Here is a 17,645-nt window from a genome sequence, read left to right on the forward strand (position 1 = left end):
CAAAATAAACCTAACTAAGATGAGTGAAGAACTAAAAGTGCCAACAATAGCAGATTTTATGGCAGAAGGCAAACAGCCAGAGGTTTTGTTTTGGGTTGGTTCTGCTGGAAGTTTCGATGACAGAGCAAAAAAAATAACCAAGGCTTTTGTAAAGATTTTAAATAAGGCCAATGTTGATTTTGCTGTTCTTGGAACTGAAGAAACCTGTACTGGAGATGTTGCTAAAAGAGCAGGAAACGAGTTTTTGTTCCAGATGCAAGCTATGATGAACATCGAGGTTCTTAATGCTTATGAGATTAAGAAAATAGTAACTTGTGACCCGCACTCTTTTAACTGTATAAAAAATGAATACCCAAGTTTAGGTGGTAATTACCAGGTATACCATCATACTCAGTTTATTCAAGAACTTATTCAATCTGGACGTTTAAATGTTTCGGGAGACTTATACAAAGGGAAACGTATCACATTCCATGACCCTTGTTATCTCGGGCGTGCAAATGAAGAATACGATGCGCCAAGAACCGTGCTTCAATCTACAAGTGCCAATCTTGTAGAAATGAAAAGAAGTAAGCGTAACGGTTTATGTTGTGGTGCTGGAGGTGCGCAAATGTTTAAAGAACCAGAGAAAGGCGATAAGGATATCAATATTTTACGCACCGAGGATGCTATTGAAACCAAGCCAAATATTATCGCTACAGGTTGCCCTTATTGCAATACGATGATGACCGATGGTGTTAAAGCTAAAGAAAAACAATCTGAGATTTCAGTTTTAGATATAGCCGAATTGATTGCTAATTCAGAAAATTTATAAATCGTAGCTAAAACAATGTTAGTAGATTTTAAAACATTACCCGAAGAATCAAGGGTTTGGATTTACCAAGCCAATCGTTCGTTTACCGAACAAGAAATTTCAGAGATAGAGTCTAAATTGGATACATTTATTGAAAACTGGACAGCCCATGGCAGTGATTTGCATTCGGGTTACCAGATTAAGTACAAAAGGTTTATCATCATTGGTTTAAACCAAGATTTAAATGCGGCTACTGGATGTTCTATTGATGCATCTGTTCACTTCATTCAGCAATTAGAAAAAGCCTATAATGTAGACTTAATGGATAAAATGAATGTATCTTATAAACAAGGTGAATACATCGCTTATAAGTCTTTGTCAGACTTCAAAAAAATGGCAAAAGACAGAGCGGTATCAAAGAATACGATAGTTTTTAACAACTTGGTGACCAATATTGCAGAGTTCAATGATAACTGGGAAATTCCAGCAAGCGAGAGCTGGCATAATAGATTCTTAAATTAATATTCACACGATTATCTTTCATATTCCAAATAGATTAATCATTTTTACAGCTTTTAAAAATCAACCTAAAAATGGCTAAAGAAATTTTCTTATTAAATATTTCGGGACAAGATAAACCTGGTTTAACCTCTGCGCTTACTGGAGTTTTATCAGAATATGGCGCCAAAGTGTTAGACATCGGTCAAGCTAACATCCATGATACCTTGTCTTTGGGAATGATGTTTGAAATTGAGTCTGGTAAGAAATCTGCAGCTGTGCTAAAGGACTTGTTGTTCAAGGCTTATGAATTGGGAATATCAGCCAAGTTTACGCCGATTTCTTTAACGGATTATGAGGATTGGGTGAATCTACAAGGAAAAGACCGCTACATAGTTACGTTATTAGGTGAAAAGCTTGCTGCCGAACAAATTTCTGAAGTCACAAAAATCATTTCAGATAAAAATTTAAATATAGATTCTATAAAACGCCTTACGGGACGTTTGTCTCTAGTTAAAAAAGAAGAATACCCAAGAGCTTCTATTCAATTATCTATTCGTGGAAAAATAGATAATAAAGCAGATATGACGGCCAAGTTTATGCAAATCTCACAAGAATTGGATGTCGATATAGCGTTCCAAGAAGACAATATTTATAGAAGAAACAGACGTTTGGTTTGTTTTGATATGGATTCTACGTTAATCCAAACCGAGGTTATCGATGAATTGGCAGAACTAGCTGGAGTTGGTGAACAAGTAAAAGCCATTACAGAATCGGCCATGCAAGGTGAAATAGACTTTAACGAGAGTTTTAAAAAACGAATGAAACTCCTAGAAGGTTTAAGTGAAGAAGTATTGCAAAATGTAGCTGTTAATTTGCCAATAACAAAAGGTGCTAGAAGGCTTATTGATACCCTAAAAAGCTATGGTTTTAAAACGGCTATTTTATCTGGAGGGTTTACTTATTTTGGCCATTATTTACAGAAAGAACTTGGTATCGATTATGTGTACGCCAATCAGTTAGAAATTAAAGATGGCGCTTTAACCGGAAACTATTTAGGTGAAATTGTAAATGGTGAGAAAAAAGCAGAATATTTAAGGGAGATTGCTCAAAAAGAGGGTATAGATATCGGACAAACTATAGCTGTAGGTGATGGTGCTAACGATTTGCCGATGCTCAATCTAGCTGGTCTAGGTATCGCGTTTCATGCGAAGCCTAAAGTAAAAGATAGTGCTCAAAGTTCTATTTCTAGTATTGGCTTAGATGGTGTGTTGTATTTACTTGGATACCACGACAGACATATCGATTTATTGGAATAGTTTTAGTTGATTTCTTCTTTATAAAACTATCTTAAAGTCTTTTTTTCTTGTTAGCAAATGTAGTATTTTGGCATGATTATTAGTGTTGATAGGTTATATCAATATGATTAATAAATCTTTTATGCGTCAAATCTGTTTTGTATTTCTTGCGCTTTCTGTTTTCAATATAACTTTAGGGCAAACTGTTTCTAATCCGCTGCTTGCTGAAGATGTCAATGCCCAAAAGAAATGGGTAGATAGTATATACAATACCATGACCTTAAAGGAGCGAGTGGGACAATTGTATATGGTTCAGGTCATGTCGAATCAAGACAGTAAGACTAAGACAAAGATTGTAAATCTCATCAAAAATCAAAAGATAGGAGGTATTATATACTCTAATGGCGGCCCTGTTAAACAAGCCAAGTTAAATAACGAGTTACAAGCTATTTCTAAAACACCGTTACTTATTGGCATGGATGCCGAGTGGGGGTTGTGTATGCGATTGGACTCTACTTATGCTTTCCCATGGAATATGACTATGGGAGCAATAAGCGATAATAAATTAATAGAGAAAGCTGGAAAACATATTGGGGAACACTGTAAACGAATAGGTGTTCATTTTAATTTTGCTCCGGTAGTTGATATCAATACCAATCCTGAAAATCCTATAATAGGAAACCGTTCCTTTGGAGAAAGTAGAGATAACGTTACGGCAAAAGCATTAGCTTTTATGAAAGGCATGCAAGGGGCTGGAGTTCTTGCCAATGCCAAGCACTTTCCGGGACATGGTGATACAAGTCAAGATTCCCATAAAACCTTACCCACAATCACGTTTGATGAAAAACGTATTGATTCTGTTGAATTATATCCATATAGACAGCTTATAAGAGCGGGGCTTTCTAGTGTTATGGTCGCACACTTAAATGTACCGAGTTTAGAAAGCAAACCAGGTTATCCTTCTTCTTTGTCGAAAAATATAGTAACCAATATTTTAAAGGAAACCCTAGGTTTTAAAGGATTAATTTTTACAGATGCCTTAACCATGAAGGGTGCAGCCGACTTCGATTTAACCGGAGACATAGATGTTGCAGCCTTTAAAGCAGGAAATGATGTTATGTTAATGTCTGAAGATCCAGAAATAGGCATACTAAAAATTGTTAGAGCTTATAATGATGGCGAAATAACCGAGGCTAGGTTGGCGCATTCAGTAAAAAAGATTCTTCAAGCTAAATACAAGGTAGGTCTAAATACATATTCTCCTATCGGTCTGTATAATCTAAAGGACGATTTGAATAGGTTAGAAGATGATATCTTGTACGAAGAACTTATTGAAAACGCCATAACGGTTGTCGAAAACAAAGCAAATTTATTGCCGGTTAGACATTTAGAAACCAAAAAGATAGCTTATGTTCAAATGGGAGACGATTCTGGTGCTGTGTTTTTTGATGAATTGAAAAAATATACAAAGATTCATCACGTTAAAGCAGAAACACTAGAAGCACTAAAGGGTAAGTTGCAGGCCTATAACACGGTTGTGATAGGTTTTCATAAATCGAATGCCAACCCTTGGAAATCCTATAAGTTTACAGAAGAAGAACTAATTTGGTTAGAAGACATCGCTACGAGTCACGATGTTATTTTAAATATTTTTACAAGACCATACGCCTTAATAGATGTAAAGCATACTGAAAATATAGAAAGTATTATTGTTAGTTATCAAAACAGTGATATTGCACAACAAAAGTCGGCTCAAATGATTTTCGGGGCTCTAGAAGCCAAGGGAAGTTTGCCTGTTTCTGCAGGCGATAGTTTTAAACTAGGAGATGGTATACAACTCAATAGTTTAAAACGTTTAGGATACACCGTTCCAGAGCGTGTAGGCATGAGTACCATAAAACTTAAAAAAGTAGATTCTATTGCCAATTATGCCGTGAAATCTAAAATGACACCAGGTATTCAATTGTTAATCGCTAGAAGGGGAAAGGTTATTTACAATAAAAACTACGGCAAGCATACTTATGAAGGCAAAGAAAAAGTGAGTTTCGATGATATTTACGATTTGGCTTCTTTAACAAAAATATTGGCGACCTTGCCGCTTTTGATGGAGATGGAAGAACAAGGCCTCATCTCTTTAGATAGTAAACTTTCTGATATTATTCCAGAATATAAAGATTCTAATAAAGCAGATATAACCATACGCAGTATGTTGTCGCATTATGCAAGGTTAAGACCTTGGGAGCCTTTTTACTATCATACATTAGATACGGTAACTAAAAAGCCAAGTGAAAAATATTATAGACGAACTAAAAGTGAACAGTTTAATATCGCCGTAACCAAAAATTTATTTTTGAGGTCTGATTATCAAGATTCTATTCAAAAAATAATACGAGAATCTGAATTGCTCGATAATCTAAGATATAGATACAGTGATTTTCCGTATTATATCTTAAAGAAATTTATTGAAACCCATTACGACAAAGGATTAGAAGCATTAGTTCAAGAACATTTTTATAAATCCTTAGGAGCTAATTATACGTTGTATAATCCGTATTATAAAATTAGCAACAAAAAGATAGTGCCCACTGAGATTGATGATTATTACAGGCATCAAAAAGTACATGGCTTTGTTCACGATATGGGAGCTGCCATGCAAAACGGCGTAGGAGGCCATGCAGGGGTGTTTAGTAATGCCAATGATGTCGCTAAAATAATGCAAATGTTCCTTCAAAAAGGTTATTATGGAGGTAAGCGCTATTTTAAGCCAGAGACAATGGAGAAGTTTAATACTTGTTATTATTGTGAGAAAGACAATAGAAGAGGTGTTGGTTTCGATAAACCTCAATTAGAAGATGAAGGACCAACATGTGGTTGTGTTTCCATGACAAGTTTCGGGCATTCAGGATTTACAGGAACTTACGCCTGGGCAGACCCAGAAGAAGAAATAGTATATGTGTTTTTGGCAAATAGAACGTATCCTCAAGCAGGAAAGAACCTATTGCTAAGAGAAAATATAAGAACTGAAATACAGCGCTTTATCTATGAAGCTATAGAGGAATAAAGCACTTAAAACTTAATATATGAATATTGGTATTGTATGTTATCCCACGTTTGGGGGAAGTGGTGTGGTAGCTACCGAGTTAGGTCTAGAGTTATCTAAACGTGGTCATGAAATACATTTTATTACCTATCGTCAACCCGTTAGGTTAGAGCTCATTAGTAATAATGTGCACTATCACGAGGTTAATGTGCCAGAATACCCATTATTTCATTATCAGCCATATGAATTAGCGTTGTCCAGTAAGTTGGTTGATATGGTAAAGTTGCATAATATTGAAATTCTTCATGTACATTACGCAATACCTCATGCTTATGCCGCTTACACGGCTAAACAAATGCTTAAAGAAGAAGGGATTCATGTCCCTATTGTTACTACACTTCACGGAACCGATATTACACTTGTTGGAAGTCATCCATTTTATAAACCCGCTGTTACATTTAGTATTAATAAATCTGATGCGGTTACCGCGGTGTCTCAAAATCTAAAGGACGATACATTACGATTGTTTAATATTGAAAACGATATCAATGTAGTCCCTAACTTTATAGATTTAGATAAATACAACCATAGTTTTACAGATTGCCAAAGGGGTATGATGGCAAACGAGCAAGAACGCATCATCACGCATATTAGTAATTTAAGGCCTGTCAAACGCGTTCAAGATGTTATTAGTGTGTTCTATAACATTCAAAAGGAAATGCCGGCTAAGCTTATGTTTATTGGGGAAGGTCCCGATAAAGAGGCTGTTGAAAGACAGTGTGCTGAACTAGGCATTACAGATAAAGTGATTTTCTTCGGAAGGAGTAACGAAATAGACAAGATTCTTTGTTTCAGTGACTTGTTTTTACTACCATCAGAAACAGAAAGTTTTGGTTTGGCTGCTTTAGAGGCAATGGCTTCTAGAGTTCCTGTGATTTCTAGTAACACAGGAGGTATTCCTGAAGTTAATATTCACGGTTTCTCAGGATTTCTAAGTGATGTTGGTGACATTGAGGATATGACGAAAAATGCACTTCATATTTTAAGTGATGATGAAACACTGAAACAATTTAAACAAAACGCACGTACCCAATCCCTAAAATTTGATATACATGCTATTGTTCCCCAATACGAGGCCATTTACGAAGATACGCTAACGAAGTGCTTGGTACTTTAATCTAAAAGAGCTTCCATTATGCTTGATGGGAGTAACGTGACATTACAGAGAAATTATATATAAGATTTTAAAAAAAACTTGAAAAATGATTGAAGAAAAACAGGAAACTAGTGTTCTAAAGTCCATTTCAAACAATTTAATGGTTCAAAATGTAGATGAGACTCTTAATTTTTACACTGGTATAGGGTTTAATATCGTGTATAAATCTGCCAAAAATGGTGTTGCCTACTGGGCGTATATCAAGAAGGACAATGTTGAGTTATTCTTTCAAAGTAAAGAATCACTGACTAAAGAGTTTCCAGAGTTACAAAGCTATAGCAATGGGGGAGCATTAACATTATGGTTTCAAGTAGATAATATTTCTAAATGGTATGAAGAGGTTAAAGATAAGACTGATGTGATTAGACCTTTTGGAATTACTGACTATAATGGAGCAAAAGAGTTTGTAATAAAAGATATTAATGGGTTTATACTTCATTTTTCAGATTTTGACTTAAAAGGAGAAATAAACAAGAGCGAGATGTAATCAAAAGATTAAAGGGCTGTTACGATAAAGAGATATTAAAAATATTTTTAACTTTTGGTCTACAGTATTTAGTGTTGGGTTTAGAAAATTTACATCTAAACATGCTGGTCAACCAAAATAGCATTGCCATCGGGGTCTAGTACTACAAAACTTGCAGGGCCTTTTGTAGATTCATCAGCTTCACTTTGCAGGGTAACATTATTAGTTTTTAAATGTTTCTGAATCGTTCTAACATCATCAAACTGTTCTAAAGTATTAGCGTTTTCGTCCCAACCGGGATTAAAAGTTAGGATATTGTTTTCGAACATGCCTTGAAAAAGTCCGATAATGGTACTTTCATTTTTCAAGATGAGATAATTTTGTTCAATATTCCCAGCAAATACCGTAAACCCTAAGGTTTCATAAAATGCTTTGGATTTATGGATATCCTTTACGGCAAGACTAACAGAAAAAGCGCCTAGTTTCATGTTACGAGTTTTTCTAAAGATACAAATTATATACCTAGCATAGGAAGGTGCTTTACTTTGTGGTAGTTTAAAGTAGCTTTAATACATTGTTTAAGAGCTTCTTCATTTATGGAATCTCCTAGTTTAAAAACTATAGCCCGTTTGCCATCAAATGAAAATGTATCTCTAAATACTAACCTAAATGTAGTTACCAGTCTGCTTGTGCATTGAAAATACATGGCATATTGATTGGGAGATTTTGAACTCCAATGTATTCTTAAGGTACTCCCATGCTTAGCAATATAGCTTGGTTCTCCCCATTTTAGAGTTTCTTCTAGTTGTGTTATTTCTTCCATTTCGTTTGCTGTCTCGAGGATTAAATCTCTAAGAAACAACATCTGGGTTTTTACCGAATTGGGATAATTCTCAAAAATATGTTCAACTTTCGGATTGGAGATTAATTTCAAAACAAGTGGTATTTATATTAGTGAAATTACTGCGAGTAATATGAAAATGGAGTATCCAATTATTGAGATAATATATTTGTAATCTTTCTTTTCTTTTTTGATGACACATAAAACCGTAAGCGCGATTCTAGAGATTAGTAAAATGTTGGTCAATCCCATTAAAATGACCATGATGATACTATTGTAATCCGTAGGTTTTTCAATGCCTTCAGCTTCTATTAAAAGAGTTGAGGTGTTTGCTATCATGTAACCAACAAGTATATTGAGAACAACAAGGTATATCAAAAATCTAAAAGACCACGTTCTATAGTTAGTCATTTATTCAGGTTTGTAAATCCATTTACGTGAACTCGTACTATCGGCGGTTGGGAAATCCTTTGGGATGTCTTGAGTTACGTTTCCGGTAGCAGCCCATTCTGCGCCCCGTTGGAAAGTAGTAATGAAACCAGAACATTCAAAAGAGTAATCCATATGCCCAAGCGTAGAATGGAAAATTCTACCATTACCATAGTTTATGGTTAAAAGCATGGGTTCGTGTCGGCCTGTTCGTTTGGTGTCTTCATTAGCATCGGAATAAGCCGTGGCAAGTATAGTCATATTTTTTGCAGGCCCTCTCATACGCTCATAAAGCTCATCTTTAGCATGGAGCCATTCCTCTGGAAGCCCTTTCATGATTGGATGGTCTTTTTCTCTTGTTTTTATTAAGAAGTTTTGCTGTTTGCCATGAGAACCACATATACCTTTAGACTCGTCGAATTCTACTTCATTTTTATCATTATAATACACATAAGGCCCCGAGGTGTGGTCTCTGCCTCCCCAGGCGCCTAGGCCTATCATTTTATTAAACTCAAGCCAATTGCCCCACGGATTATTGGCAGCATGAACAGTAACCAAACCGCCCCCGTTTTTCATGTAGTTTTCAAAATTTACCTTAGTGCTTTCAGACCAATCGGATGACTTCCAACCAAAATTAGAGATAACCACATCGTAATTGTTAAAGTTGGGACTAAAATTTGGGTCCATTTTTGGAGTGTCTACAACCTGTCTTTCTTTACCATCATTTAACGGATATAGTGATATAAGTTCTTTAATATCTGTAATGCCTTCAACTTCATTGTGATGAGGGCCAATCCAATTAAAATTAGTTCGGTTTATATCTACTTCAAAAAGCCCAGTTTGTTCTAGGTAGTCTTTCATCATAAAAGTGCTCTTCGGCCATATACCATGACTGTTTTCCCCATCTATGATAAGCGCTTTTAATTTTGGTTTTGCTTCAGGTTTTACCGATTTCGTTTTAGCCTTACAGCCAACAAGTAAAAGTGTGAGCAATAAAAAGTAATATGCGAGTTTACAGTGCATCTTTAATCTCTTATAAAGTTTATTCCCGAAAGATAAAGAATATAAAGAAAGCTATAGTTCGAAATTTTTCGAGTAGTTATTTTATACAAGAAACTCATCTTGATTTTGGTTAAAACTAAAAGTCAAGATGAGTTCAATAAAAAAAGCGCCGTTTTGGCGCTTTAATATGTTTTAGAACTGATAACGAATACCCAGTGCGATATCGAAATCTAGCCCATCGGTAAAATCACCAAAGCCCAGAGTTGGTCTAAAATCAAGCGAAAGAATAAGTGGTATTTCGAAATCATACTCAATACCTATATCTCCGGCAACAAATATTTCGGTTTCATTTGTGTTGGCAAGGTTGTTTTTTCCATCGAATGCTGCTATACCACCACCGGCACCGGCAAACCAATTAAATCCTCCGTCGAGAGGGTAGACCCATTGGTATAACCCGGTTAGTTGAAAGGCGTTAAAGTCGTTGGCGTTTCTCCATCCTAAATCTGCCTCTAACCTGTTGTTTTCTCCCAATGCTCTTTGATAAGATAATTCGGCACCCAAACCATTACTATCTCCTAATCTTAAACCAATTGCATTGTCGGCTATGTTTTGAGCATTCATGGTTAGGGCAAAACCAAAAAACACCATTACTAATAAAGAAAGTTTTTTCATAAGATTAATTTTTGTTGTTAACGTTGGACACTATTTAATAAATACGTCATAAATGATAATTCAGATGTATAACAAAAATAACGCCAAAAGCGCTATAATATTTATACTTGTATCAAGAATATTTGTTGTTTAGTGTAACTGATTTGATAATCAGTGGTTTGTTGAAATAAGAGGTGTTATTTTTTTTCGTGCTTCTCAACAATGGTAATGGCGGCAATAAGATCTTTTACTTCTAAATCTTCCATGGTATCGTCTATGTAAAACGGAGCTAGCTTATCTTTGTTGTAGTTGTATATTTTCCAACGTCTAAACTGATATTCTAAGGCTGTAAAGTTTTCAACCCAGTCTCCAGAATTTAAATACATGGTACTACCATGTTTATTCTCTTTGTACTCCATTTTGGGTTGGTGTATGTGTCCGCATACCACATAGTCATAACCGTTTTCGATGGCTAAATCGGAAATTACGGTTTCGTAATCATTGATGAATTTAACTGCTTTTTTTACGCTATTCTTAATTTTTTTAGAGAGTGAGTAGCGTTCTTTTCCTCGCTTTTCAAGGAACCAATTAACAAAACGATTCAGTAAAATTAATATGTCGTACCCGTAACCTCCAAGCTTAGCAAGCCATTTGGCTTGTTGTATGGATACGTCGAAAACATCGCCATGAAAGAACCAACCTTTTTTCCCATCAAGATCAAGAACAAGTTTGTCCTTTATTGCGATATTGCCAATAGCTGTACCGCTAAACTTCCTAAGCATTTCGTCATGATTGCCTGTTATGTAGTGTATTTCTACACCGTCGGCAGCCATATCCATAATCTTTTTGATGACTTTTAAGTGCGACTTCGGAAAATACCGTTTACTAAACTGCCAAATATCAATAATATCACCATTCAAAATTAATTTTTTGGGTTCTATACTATTTAAATAGGTTAGTAAATGTTTGGCATGGCAACCGTAGGTGCCTAAATGCACATCAGATATTACGGCAACTTCTATTTTTCTTTTAATCTTCAATGTTAGGGTACAACAAGGTTTATGCAAATAACCACTTTTACTATTATGTAAACATTATCTTATAATTATCTGTATATGAGAATATTGTTAAGCAAACGTTATGTGGAAGGTGATGGATACGGCCTGTTTGGTATGATTTCAGCGGTTTAATTTTCGTATATGTGATAATAGAATTATTTTAGCGCAAAACTTTAGACATGGCAGGAAATTCCTTTGGAAAACTATTTAATTTAACGACTTACGGAGAATCTCATGGTCCAGCTTTAGGTGGCGTAATAGATGGGTGCCCTTCTGGTGTGGAACTGGATTTAGAAGCCATACAACATGAGTTAAATAGGCGTAAACCAGGGCAGTCTGCCATTGTAACACAACGTAAGGAACCTGATACTGTTAAATTTCACTCTGGTATTTTTGAAGGGAAGACTACGGGTACACCAATAGGTTTTGTCATTGAAAACACCAACCAAAAGTCTCACGATTATACGCATATTAAGGATAGCTACAGGCCAAGTCATGCCGATTATGTGTACGATAAAAAATATGGTTTTAGGGATTATCGTGGTGGCGGACGCAGTTCTGCACGCGAAACCTCATGTAGAGTAGTCGCTGGTGCGATTGCTAAACAGCTTTTAAAAGATATTGAGATTACAGCCTATGTATCTAGTGTGGGCACCATGAAGTTAGATAAACCTTATACTGAACTGGATTTATCTAAAGCCGAAGAAAATATTGTACGTTGTCCAGATATGTATATGGCTTCTCAAATGGAAAGCTATATCAAGGACGTAAGAAGTAAAGGCGATACTGTTGGGGGTGTTGTAAGTTGTGTTATAAAAAATGTTCCTGTTGGACTAGGAGAACCTGTTTTCGATAAATTACATGCCGAACTAGGGAAAGCCATGCTTTCTATAAATGCTGTAAAAGGGTTTGAATACGGGAGCGGTTTTCATGGTAGTACCATGTATGGTAGCGACCACAACGATGCTTTTAATAACGACGGTTCTACAAAGACCAATTATTCAGGCGGAATTCAAGGCGGTATAAGCAACGGTATGGATATTTACTTTAACGTGGCTTTTAAACCGGTTGCTACGCTTATTCAAAAGTATGAAACCATAGATAAAGAAGGGAATACTGTTGAAATGCAAGGTAAAGGGCGTCATGACCCTTGTGTTGTGCCAAGAGCTGTACCTATTGTAGAAGCCATGGCAGCATTGGTTTTAGCAGATTTTCACTTAATCAATAAGATATATTCTTAGGAGCTGTTTCCCGCTTTCAGTAGTTGCTTTCCGATGTAGTATCGGAGGAGCTCCAACAAATACTTCAATCGGGGCTAGGGTTAAGGGCTAACATGGAGGTTACCTATTTAATGATTATATTTAACATTAGTTCGCTATAAATCCTTATTAGAGAATAACCAAAACTTTAATAATACAAGAGCTTGTCACCTTGAACATCACTGAAATGAAATATATTTTCATTGAAAGTACCGTGCGAAGCTAGTCGAAAGGCATACAAATAGCGTTTTTTAACTAGGTTTCGACTACGCTCAACCTGACAACAGGATATAACTTGTTATTTTCAATTAAATAAAAGCAAAATTATAACGAACTCACGTTATTTAGGTAATTGAATTATCATGCTATATTACTGGTTGCATCTTGCGTTTATATTTCTAGGTTCCAAGTTTTTTTGGAAACAGGTCGATTTAGCGACCAATCTTACCAGAAGCCGTCGTGTAAGTATTCTAGATTGCGAGGCCTTTCGGTTTATGGCAAACTCCAAGTATTTCTATTACATGGATTTGATTAGGTTCGAAATTATGTTCCGAACCAATTTATACAAGCATACTGTAAACAAAGGAAAATTTCCTGTACTTGGTGGCCAAAAAATAATTTATAAAAAACCTCTAAAACGTTGGACTAAATTTAACATCACCCTAATACTAGAAGGTTGGGATGACCATTGGGTGTATCATCGGCAGGTTTTTACGAGAAATAACGAAATTTACGCTATAGGGTTTACCAAAGTTGGTTTTTGGTATAAACATAAAATTCAAGACATCCGGCCGATTATTTTGGAAAGTGGTATGACTAAAACAGAAATGCCTGCATCAAAAGAGATTTTGGACTTTTTTAGTAACGATTATAATATTTTAAAAGGTGAAAAACAATGATTGATAAACCTTTAGTTTCCGTACAATGGCTTAACGAACATCTATATAATCCAAATCTTGTTGTGTTAGATGGTACAATCAACAAGACTTTTGATACTAATCTACAGCAGATTCCTAAAGCACGCTTTTTTGATATAAAACTTAAGTTTAGTGATATCTCGGGCGAATTTCCAAGTACATTCCCCAGTAAAGAACAATTTCAGGAGGAAGCCAGAAAATTAGGTATTAATAAAAACAGCACTATTGTGGTATATGACGATAAAGGTATTTATTCCTGTGCCCGGGTTTGGTGGCTATTTAGAGCTTTTGGTCACTTTAACGTGGCCGTTTTAGATGGTGGTTTTCCTAAGTGGATAAAATCAGGTTATCCTACAGAAACCATGAGTGAGTTTAAAGGAGAAACAGGTGATTTTGAAGCAAAGCTTCAACAAGGATACATGATGTTTTTTGAGGACGTACAAAAAGCCTCGGCTAGCAACTCTCATATTATTGTTGATGCGCGCTCCAGCGGACGGTTTAATGGCGAAGTTCCAGAACCCCGCGCGGGGTTGCGTAGTGGAACTATTCCGAATTCGGTGAATTTACCTTTTACCGATTTACTCATGGATGGCGTGTTTAAATCGGAAGACGATGTGAAAACCTTGTTTGGCAAAGTCATCGAAACCAAAGACACACCTACTATTTTTTCCTGTGGCTCTGGCATTACGGCCTGTGTTTTGGCGTTAGGAGCCGAAATGTCTGGATATGATAATCTATCGGTTTATGATGGGTCTTGGACGGAGTGGGGAACTTTAAATTCAGGGCGTTTGGAACATCCCAGTAAATGGACAAAAGAACAATTGCTAGCTTATATACTTATTTACGTTTCCAATTTAGATTTAAATGAATCTTGGAACGAACGAGAATACATATGGCGTAGAGTTGAAAAGTGTGTATACCAGCAAATGCACGAGCAATTTGAAAAAGATAACGATTATCAAAGCATTCAAAACATTATTGAAGCTGTAAAAGCCCATGACTATTATAGAAATGATTTGGCCGATTTATTCGCAGACATTAAACTAATGGCATTTGCAGACGGCAACTTACACCAAATGGAACAAATGGTTTATAATTGTTTACGAAATATTTTGAAGGTGAGGTAGGTTTTGATTACGTTTATCGGTTTAATAGATATAAATCCGTTTCAATGATTTATATCAAATGATAAACGAAGTTAAAATTTTAAAAATAAAAAGTCAATATTTACAACGTGTATTGAAAGAAAAGTTATCAACATGAATTACTCCAAAAACTTACGCTTCAATTCTGGAGTGGGAATCATACAAGCCTCTTTTTTGCCATACCATTTGTAACGGTTTCTAGCAATGAAGTCATATACCCAATTGCGTAAAACGGTTGGGATAATGAAAAAGATAACAGCTAAATTTCTAGGGAAACCTAAGTGTTTAGCAATTTGTAACGCTGCAGTAGATTTGTAAGTGATACCTTGTTCTGGAGTGTATAGCAGAATGGAGTCTATGGTGTTGGTGTCAATATTGTAATGCTTGATGATGTTTTGTCCTATGTCGCTTTGCAGTGGTGCAAACAAAAAAAGGTCTTTCTTATCGTGCTTAATAACATATTGCACAGAACTGTTGCAAAGGTTGCAAACACCATCGAATAGAATAAGTTTTTTGTTTTTTGGTATATCTATCATAACAATGCGTCATTGCGAGGAAGTATGACGTGGCAATCTATAATTACAATTTATTATACAGATTCTCGCGCTTTTTTCAAAAGCTCAGAATGACGTTGTAAAGGTACGGTTTTGTAATCTAATTTTTAGCTTCCACCAACTCCAGCTGGTCAATACTCACATTAGTGGTAAACATACCATAATTTACAACGGCTTTATTTTTTTCAATTTTGTCAATGGTACCAACAGAGCGTCCATCTTCCATTCTAACGCGGTCACCCACTTTTAAAATAGGTTTTGGTTTAGGAGGTTGTTTCGCCTTTTCTTCTTTTTCAGCTTTTTTCTTTTTTCTTATGACTGCTACTTTCTTTTCAACTTCTTGTTTTACCTGTTTTTCTTTAGCTTTTTCTACTTTTTTCTGTTTTGCCGAAATACGTTTACGTTTAGAGTTTTCAATCTGAACTACTTTAAAGAGTTCAGACATTAACTCCCGTTTCTGCTTATTGTTAAAGTATTTTTCGGCTAAATCGTTAACCTTTTGGCCCAAATAAATCAAGCGTTGATTGCTATCGTATAATTCTTGATAGCTTTCCAGTTTCTTTTGAACTCGGGCATTTATTTCTTCAAGCTTTTCGGCTTCTTCGCTCTTTTTCCTTTCGTTTTGTTTTAAGGATTGCCCTGTTTTTTCCAATCTAGAGCGTTCTTTTTGTAATTTGGCTATAGTGGCATCAAATCTTACCTTACTGCGTTCTATCTTCTTCTTAGCTCTATTTATTAAGCTGTAAGGAATACCGTTTTTTTGAGCTACTTCAAAAGTAAAGGAGCTTCCTGCTTGCCCCACAACCAGTTTAAACATGGGTTCAAGAGTTCGTTCATTAAACAGCATGTTGGCATTTATCATAAAAGGTAACTCCGTGGCCAAGATTTTTAAATTAGAGTAGTGGGTGGTTATAATTCCAAATGCTTCGCGGTGGTAAAACTCTTCTAAGAAAGTTTCTGCTAATGCACCTCCAAGTTCTGGGTCACTACCGGTACCAAATTCATCAATTAAGAACAGGGAGTTTTTGTTGCACTTCTTAAGGAAATAATTCATTTGCTTAAGCCTGTAACTATATGTGCTTAAATGGTTTTCAATAGATTGGTTGTCTCCAATATCACTTAGAATCCTATCGAAAATACGGGCTTTACTGCGTTCATGAACAGGAATAAGCATGCCGCATTGTAACATAACTTGTAACAGACCAATGGTTTTTAGGGTAATACTTTTTCCTCCGGCATTTGGTCCAGAAATTACAATAATTCTGCTTTCTTGGTTTAAGGTAATGGTCTGCGGAAATGTTTTTTCGTTCTTTTGGAGATTGGTTAAATAGAGTAATGGATGAAAGGCGTCACGCAAAAACATGCTACGTTCTTCTGTAATTTCAGGAAGAATGGCGTTCATAGAGCGTGCATATTTCGCTTTTGCGGCAATAACATCCATGTTAATTAACAGCTCTTGAGAATCTTTTAATAATGGTGTAAACGGACGGATAAAATTAGTAACGTCTTTTAAAATACGTATGATTTCTTCCTTTTCTTCATACTCTAAATTTTGAAGTTCCCTGGTGTGCTGTAATGCGGTTTCGGGTTCAATGTAAACGATACTTCCTGTTTTACTGCTTCCCATAATAGATCCACGTACTTTCTTTCTGTACATGGCTTTTACGGCCAATACACGGCGGTTTTCAACTACAGATTCCCTGATATCGTCTAAAAGGTCCTGACCATGGTAAAGGTTTAGAGCAGTTGCGAAACTCTGATTTATTTTGCCTTTAACGGTATTTATAGATTGTCTTAATTGATAAAGCAACGCCGAGGCATCGTTCTTAATATCTCCAAAGCGGTCAACAATACTATCTATTTTTTGAATAACATCTTTGTTAACTTCAATGTTAGAGGCAAACTCATTTAATTGCGGATAGTACGCTTTAAACTTTTCTAGGAAAAGTACAATTTCATTAGTGGTTGAAGATATTGAAGTTATTTTTTTTAAACTGTAAACCTCTAAGTATGTGTTTTCTATGTTTAATAACTTCAATTCTTTGTTTATGGTTTCAAATCGGTGTCCGGGGATACGATTCTCGTTGTCAAAAGAGGAGAGATATTCGTTAGTTAGCGCTAATGCATTTAAAATATCCTGCTTGTTTTTATAAGGCGTGATAAGTAGTGCTCTTTCGTTGCCCAGCGGTGTAATACAATGTTCGCTAACCTGCTCAACCACGGTTGGAAATTCTAAATCCTCTAATGTTTTTTGATGAATGTTTATCATTCTAGATTTTGATAAGGATAGCAAATTTAAACAATCTACAGAGATCTGTACGGTGTTGTGTTGCTCTTAAAAAATGTTAATTAACAAAGCGCCTCTATTCTTTAACAAAATTCTAACGTCTCCTCTTTGGTTTCTGGCTAAATTGCAATAAAAAACTACGGACTAGAACATTAATCAAACTACAAACAGTTAAGTGAAGCCCAATCATTACT

Annotated in this window: 17 protein-coding genes; 9 read left to right on the forward strand and 8 right to left on the reverse strand. The window is 35.7% G+C overall.

Annotated elements, in window-relative coordinates:
- The first annotated feature begins 19 nt into the window (after positions 1 to 19).
- The 6 genes from M0214_RS11815 (at position 20) to M0214_RS11840 (ending at position 7,329) form a co-directional block, all read left to right on the forward strand.
- Positions 20 to 811 (forward strand): (Fe-S)-binding protein, encoded by a 792-nt coding sequence (locus tag M0214_RS11815; RefSeq protein WP_248722768.1) that lies wholly within the window; start codon positions 20 to 22, stop codon positions 809 to 811.
- A gap of 15 nt (positions 812 to 826) precedes the next feature.
- Complete coding sequence (locus M0214_RS11820) at positions 827 to 1,312, forward strand: ABC transporter ATPase (RefSeq protein ID WP_248722769.1); 486 nt, start codon at positions 827 to 829, stop codon at positions 1,310 to 1,312.
- Positions 1,313 to 1,383: 71 nt separating this feature from the next.
- A complete protein-coding gene (gene serB, locus M0214_RS11825) occupies positions 1,384 to 2,607 on the forward strand; it encodes a phosphoserine phosphatase SerB (RefSeq protein ID WP_248722770.1) in 1,224 nt (407 codons plus the stop codon).
- A 121-nt stretch (positions 2,608 to 2,728) separates the two neighbouring features.
- The gene (locus M0214_RS11830; RefSeq protein ID WP_248722771.1) at positions 2,729 to 5,647 is read left to right on the forward strand and encodes a glycoside hydrolase family 3 N-terminal domain-containing protein; all 2,919 of its coding nucleotides are present in this window, start codon (positions 2,729 to 2,731) and stop codon (positions 5,645 to 5,647) included.
- Positions 5,648 to 5,666: 19 nt separating this feature from the next.
- A complete protein-coding gene (bshA, locus tag M0214_RS11835) occupies positions 5,667 to 6,803 on the forward strand; it encodes an N-acetyl-alpha-D-glucosaminyl L-malate synthase BshA (RefSeq protein ID WP_248722772.1) in 1,137 nt (378 codons plus the stop codon).
- A gap of 85 nt (positions 6,804 to 6,888) precedes the next feature.
- Positions 6,889 to 7,329, forward strand: a complete 441-nt coding sequence (locus M0214_RS11840; RefSeq protein WP_248722773.1) for a VOC family protein — start codon at positions 6,889 to 6,891, stop codon at positions 7,327 to 7,329.
- Between the two features lie 95 nt (positions 7,330 to 7,424).
- Here M0214_RS11840 and M0214_RS11845 read toward each other — a convergent pair whose 3' ends face one another.
- From M0214_RS11845 to M0214_RS11870, 6 genes are all read right to left on the reverse strand, one after another.
- Positions 7,425 to 7,796, reverse strand: coding sequence for a VOC family protein (locus M0214_RS11845; protein WP_248722774.1), 372 nt, complete (start codon positions 7,794 to 7,796; stop codon positions 7,425 to 7,427).
- 26 nt (positions 7,797 to 7,822) lie between these two features.
- Positions 7,823 to 8,242 carry a DUF1801 domain-containing protein gene (locus M0214_RS11850; protein ID WP_248722775.1) on the reverse strand — a complete coding sequence of 140 codons (420 nt, stop codon included), beginning with the start codon at positions 8,240 to 8,242 and terminating at the stop codon, positions 7,823 to 7,825.
- 12 nt (positions 8,243 to 8,254) lie between these two features.
- Entirely contained in the window at positions 8,255 to 8,560 is a 306-nt protein-coding gene (locus M0214_RS11855; protein ID WP_248722776.1) for a hypothetical protein, read from the reverse strand.
- Complete coding sequence (locus M0214_RS11860; protein ID WP_248722777.1) at positions 8,561 to 9,571, reverse strand: ThuA domain-containing protein; 1,011 nt, start codon at positions 9,569 to 9,571, stop codon at positions 8,561 to 8,563. It lies immediately after the preceding gene.
- A 201-nt stretch (positions 9,572 to 9,772) separates the two neighbouring features.
- Positions 9,773 to 10,252, reverse strand: a complete 480-nt coding sequence (locus M0214_RS11865; RefSeq protein WP_248722778.1) for a hypothetical protein — start codon at positions 10,250 to 10,252, stop codon at positions 9,773 to 9,775.
- 176 nt (positions 10,253 to 10,428) lie between these two features.
- A complete protein-coding gene (locus M0214_RS11870; protein WP_248722779.1) occupies positions 10,429 to 11,271 on the reverse strand; it encodes a UDP-2,3-diacylglucosamine diphosphatase in 843 nt (280 codons plus the stop codon).
- Between the two features lie 197 nt (positions 11,272 to 11,468).
- Between M0214_RS11870 and aroC the strand changes: the two genes are divergently transcribed.
- The 3 genes from aroC (at position 11,469) to M0214_RS11885 (ending at position 14,592) form a co-directional block, all read left to right on the forward strand.
- Positions 11,469 to 12,530, forward strand: coding sequence for a chorismate synthase (gene aroC / locus M0214_RS11875; protein WP_248722780.1), 1,062 nt, complete (start codon positions 11,469 to 11,471; stop codon positions 12,528 to 12,530).
- Between the two features lie 380 nt (positions 12,531 to 12,910).
- Positions 12,911 to 13,447, forward strand: a complete 537-nt coding sequence (locus tag M0214_RS11880) for a thioesterase family protein (protein ID WP_248722781.1) — start codon at positions 12,911 to 12,913, stop codon at positions 13,445 to 13,447.
- The gene (locus M0214_RS11885; protein ID WP_248722782.1) at positions 13,444 to 14,592 is read left to right on the forward strand and encodes a sulfurtransferase; all 1,149 of its coding nucleotides are present in this window, start codon (positions 13,444 to 13,446) and stop codon (positions 14,590 to 14,592) included. The genes M0214_RS11880 and M0214_RS11885 overlap by 4 nt, the downstream gene beginning before the upstream one ends.
- Before the next feature lie 137 nt (positions 14,593 to 14,729).
- Here the strand turns inward: M0214_RS11885 and M0214_RS11890 are convergent, their stop codons facing one another.
- Positions 14,730 to 15,146, reverse strand: a complete 417-nt coding sequence (locus tag M0214_RS11890) for a thiol-disulfide oxidoreductase DCC family protein (RefSeq protein WP_248722783.1) — start codon at positions 15,144 to 15,146, stop codon at positions 14,730 to 14,732.
- 118 nt (positions 15,147 to 15,264) lie between these two features.
- Positions 15,265 to 17,433: a DNA mismatch repair protein MutS gene (locus M0214_RS11895; RefSeq protein ID WP_248722784.1), complete on the reverse strand. Its 2,169-nt coding sequence runs from the start codon at positions 17,431 to 17,433 to the stop codon at positions 15,265 to 15,267.
- Positions 17,434 to 17,645: the final 212 nt, after the last annotated feature.

It is taken from the genome of Seonamhaeicola sp. ML3 (assembly GCF_023273855.1).
Taxonomy (GTDB): Bacteria; Bacteroidota; Bacteroidia; order Flavobacteriales; family Flavobacteriaceae; genus Seonamhaeicola.

What these genes read in the sequence shown, in the direction of transcription:
- M0214_RS11880 (WP_248722781.1), top strand. Translation starts at nt 12,911, where the DNA reads ATGCTATATTACTGGTTGCATCTTGCGTTTATATTTCTAGGTTCCAAG.
- M0214_RS11845 (WP_248722774.1), bottom strand. Translation starts at nt 7,796, where the DNA reads ATGAAACTAGGCGCTTTTTCTGTTAGTCTTGCCGTAAAGGATATCCAT.
- M0214_RS11815 (WP_248722768.1), top strand. Translation starts at nt 20, where the DNA reads ATGAGTGAAGAACTAAAAGTGCCAACAATAGCAGATTTTATGGCAGAA.
- M0214_RS11830 (WP_248722771.1), top strand. Translation starts at nt 2,729, where the DNA reads ATGCGTCAAATCTGTTTTGTATTTCTTGCGCTTTCTGTTTTCAATATA.
- M0214_RS11865 (WP_248722778.1), bottom strand. Translation starts at nt 10,252, where the DNA reads ATGAAAAAACTTTCTTTATTAGTAATGGTGTTTTTTGGTTTTGCCCTA.
- M0214_RS11895 (WP_248722784.1), bottom strand. Translation starts at nt 17,433, where the DNA reads ATGATAAACATTCATCAAAAAACATTAGAGGATTTAGAATTTCCAACC.
- M0214_RS11840 (WP_248722773.1), top strand. Translation starts at nt 6,889, where the DNA reads ATGATTGAAGAAAAACAGGAAACTAGTGTTCTAAAGTCCATTTCAAAC.
- M0214_RS11820 (WP_248722769.1), top strand. Translation starts at nt 827, where the DNA reads ATGTTAGTAGATTTTAAAACATTACCCGAAGAATCAAGGGTTTGGATT.
- M0214_RS11885 (WP_248722782.1), top strand. Translation starts at nt 13,444, where the DNA reads ATGATTGATAAACCTTTAGTTTCCGTACAATGGCTTAACGAACATCTA.
- aroC (WP_248722780.1), top strand. Translation starts at nt 11,469, where the DNA reads ATGGCAGGAAATTCCTTTGGAAAACTATTTAATTTAACGACTTACGGA.
- serB (WP_248722770.1), top strand. Translation starts at nt 1,384, where the DNA reads ATGGCTAAAGAAATTTTCTTATTAAATATTTCGGGACAAGATAAACCT.
- M0214_RS11890 (WP_248722783.1), bottom strand. Translation starts at nt 15,146, where the DNA reads ATGATAGATATACCAAAAAACAAAAAACTTATTCTATTCGATGGTGTT.
- M0214_RS11855 (WP_248722776.1), bottom strand. Translation starts at nt 8,560, where the DNA reads ATGACTAACTATAGAACGTGGTCTTTTAGATTTTTGATATACCTTGTT.
- bshA (WP_248722772.1), top strand. Translation starts at nt 5,667, where the DNA reads ATGAATATTGGTATTGTATGTTATCCCACGTTTGGGGGAAGTGGTGTG.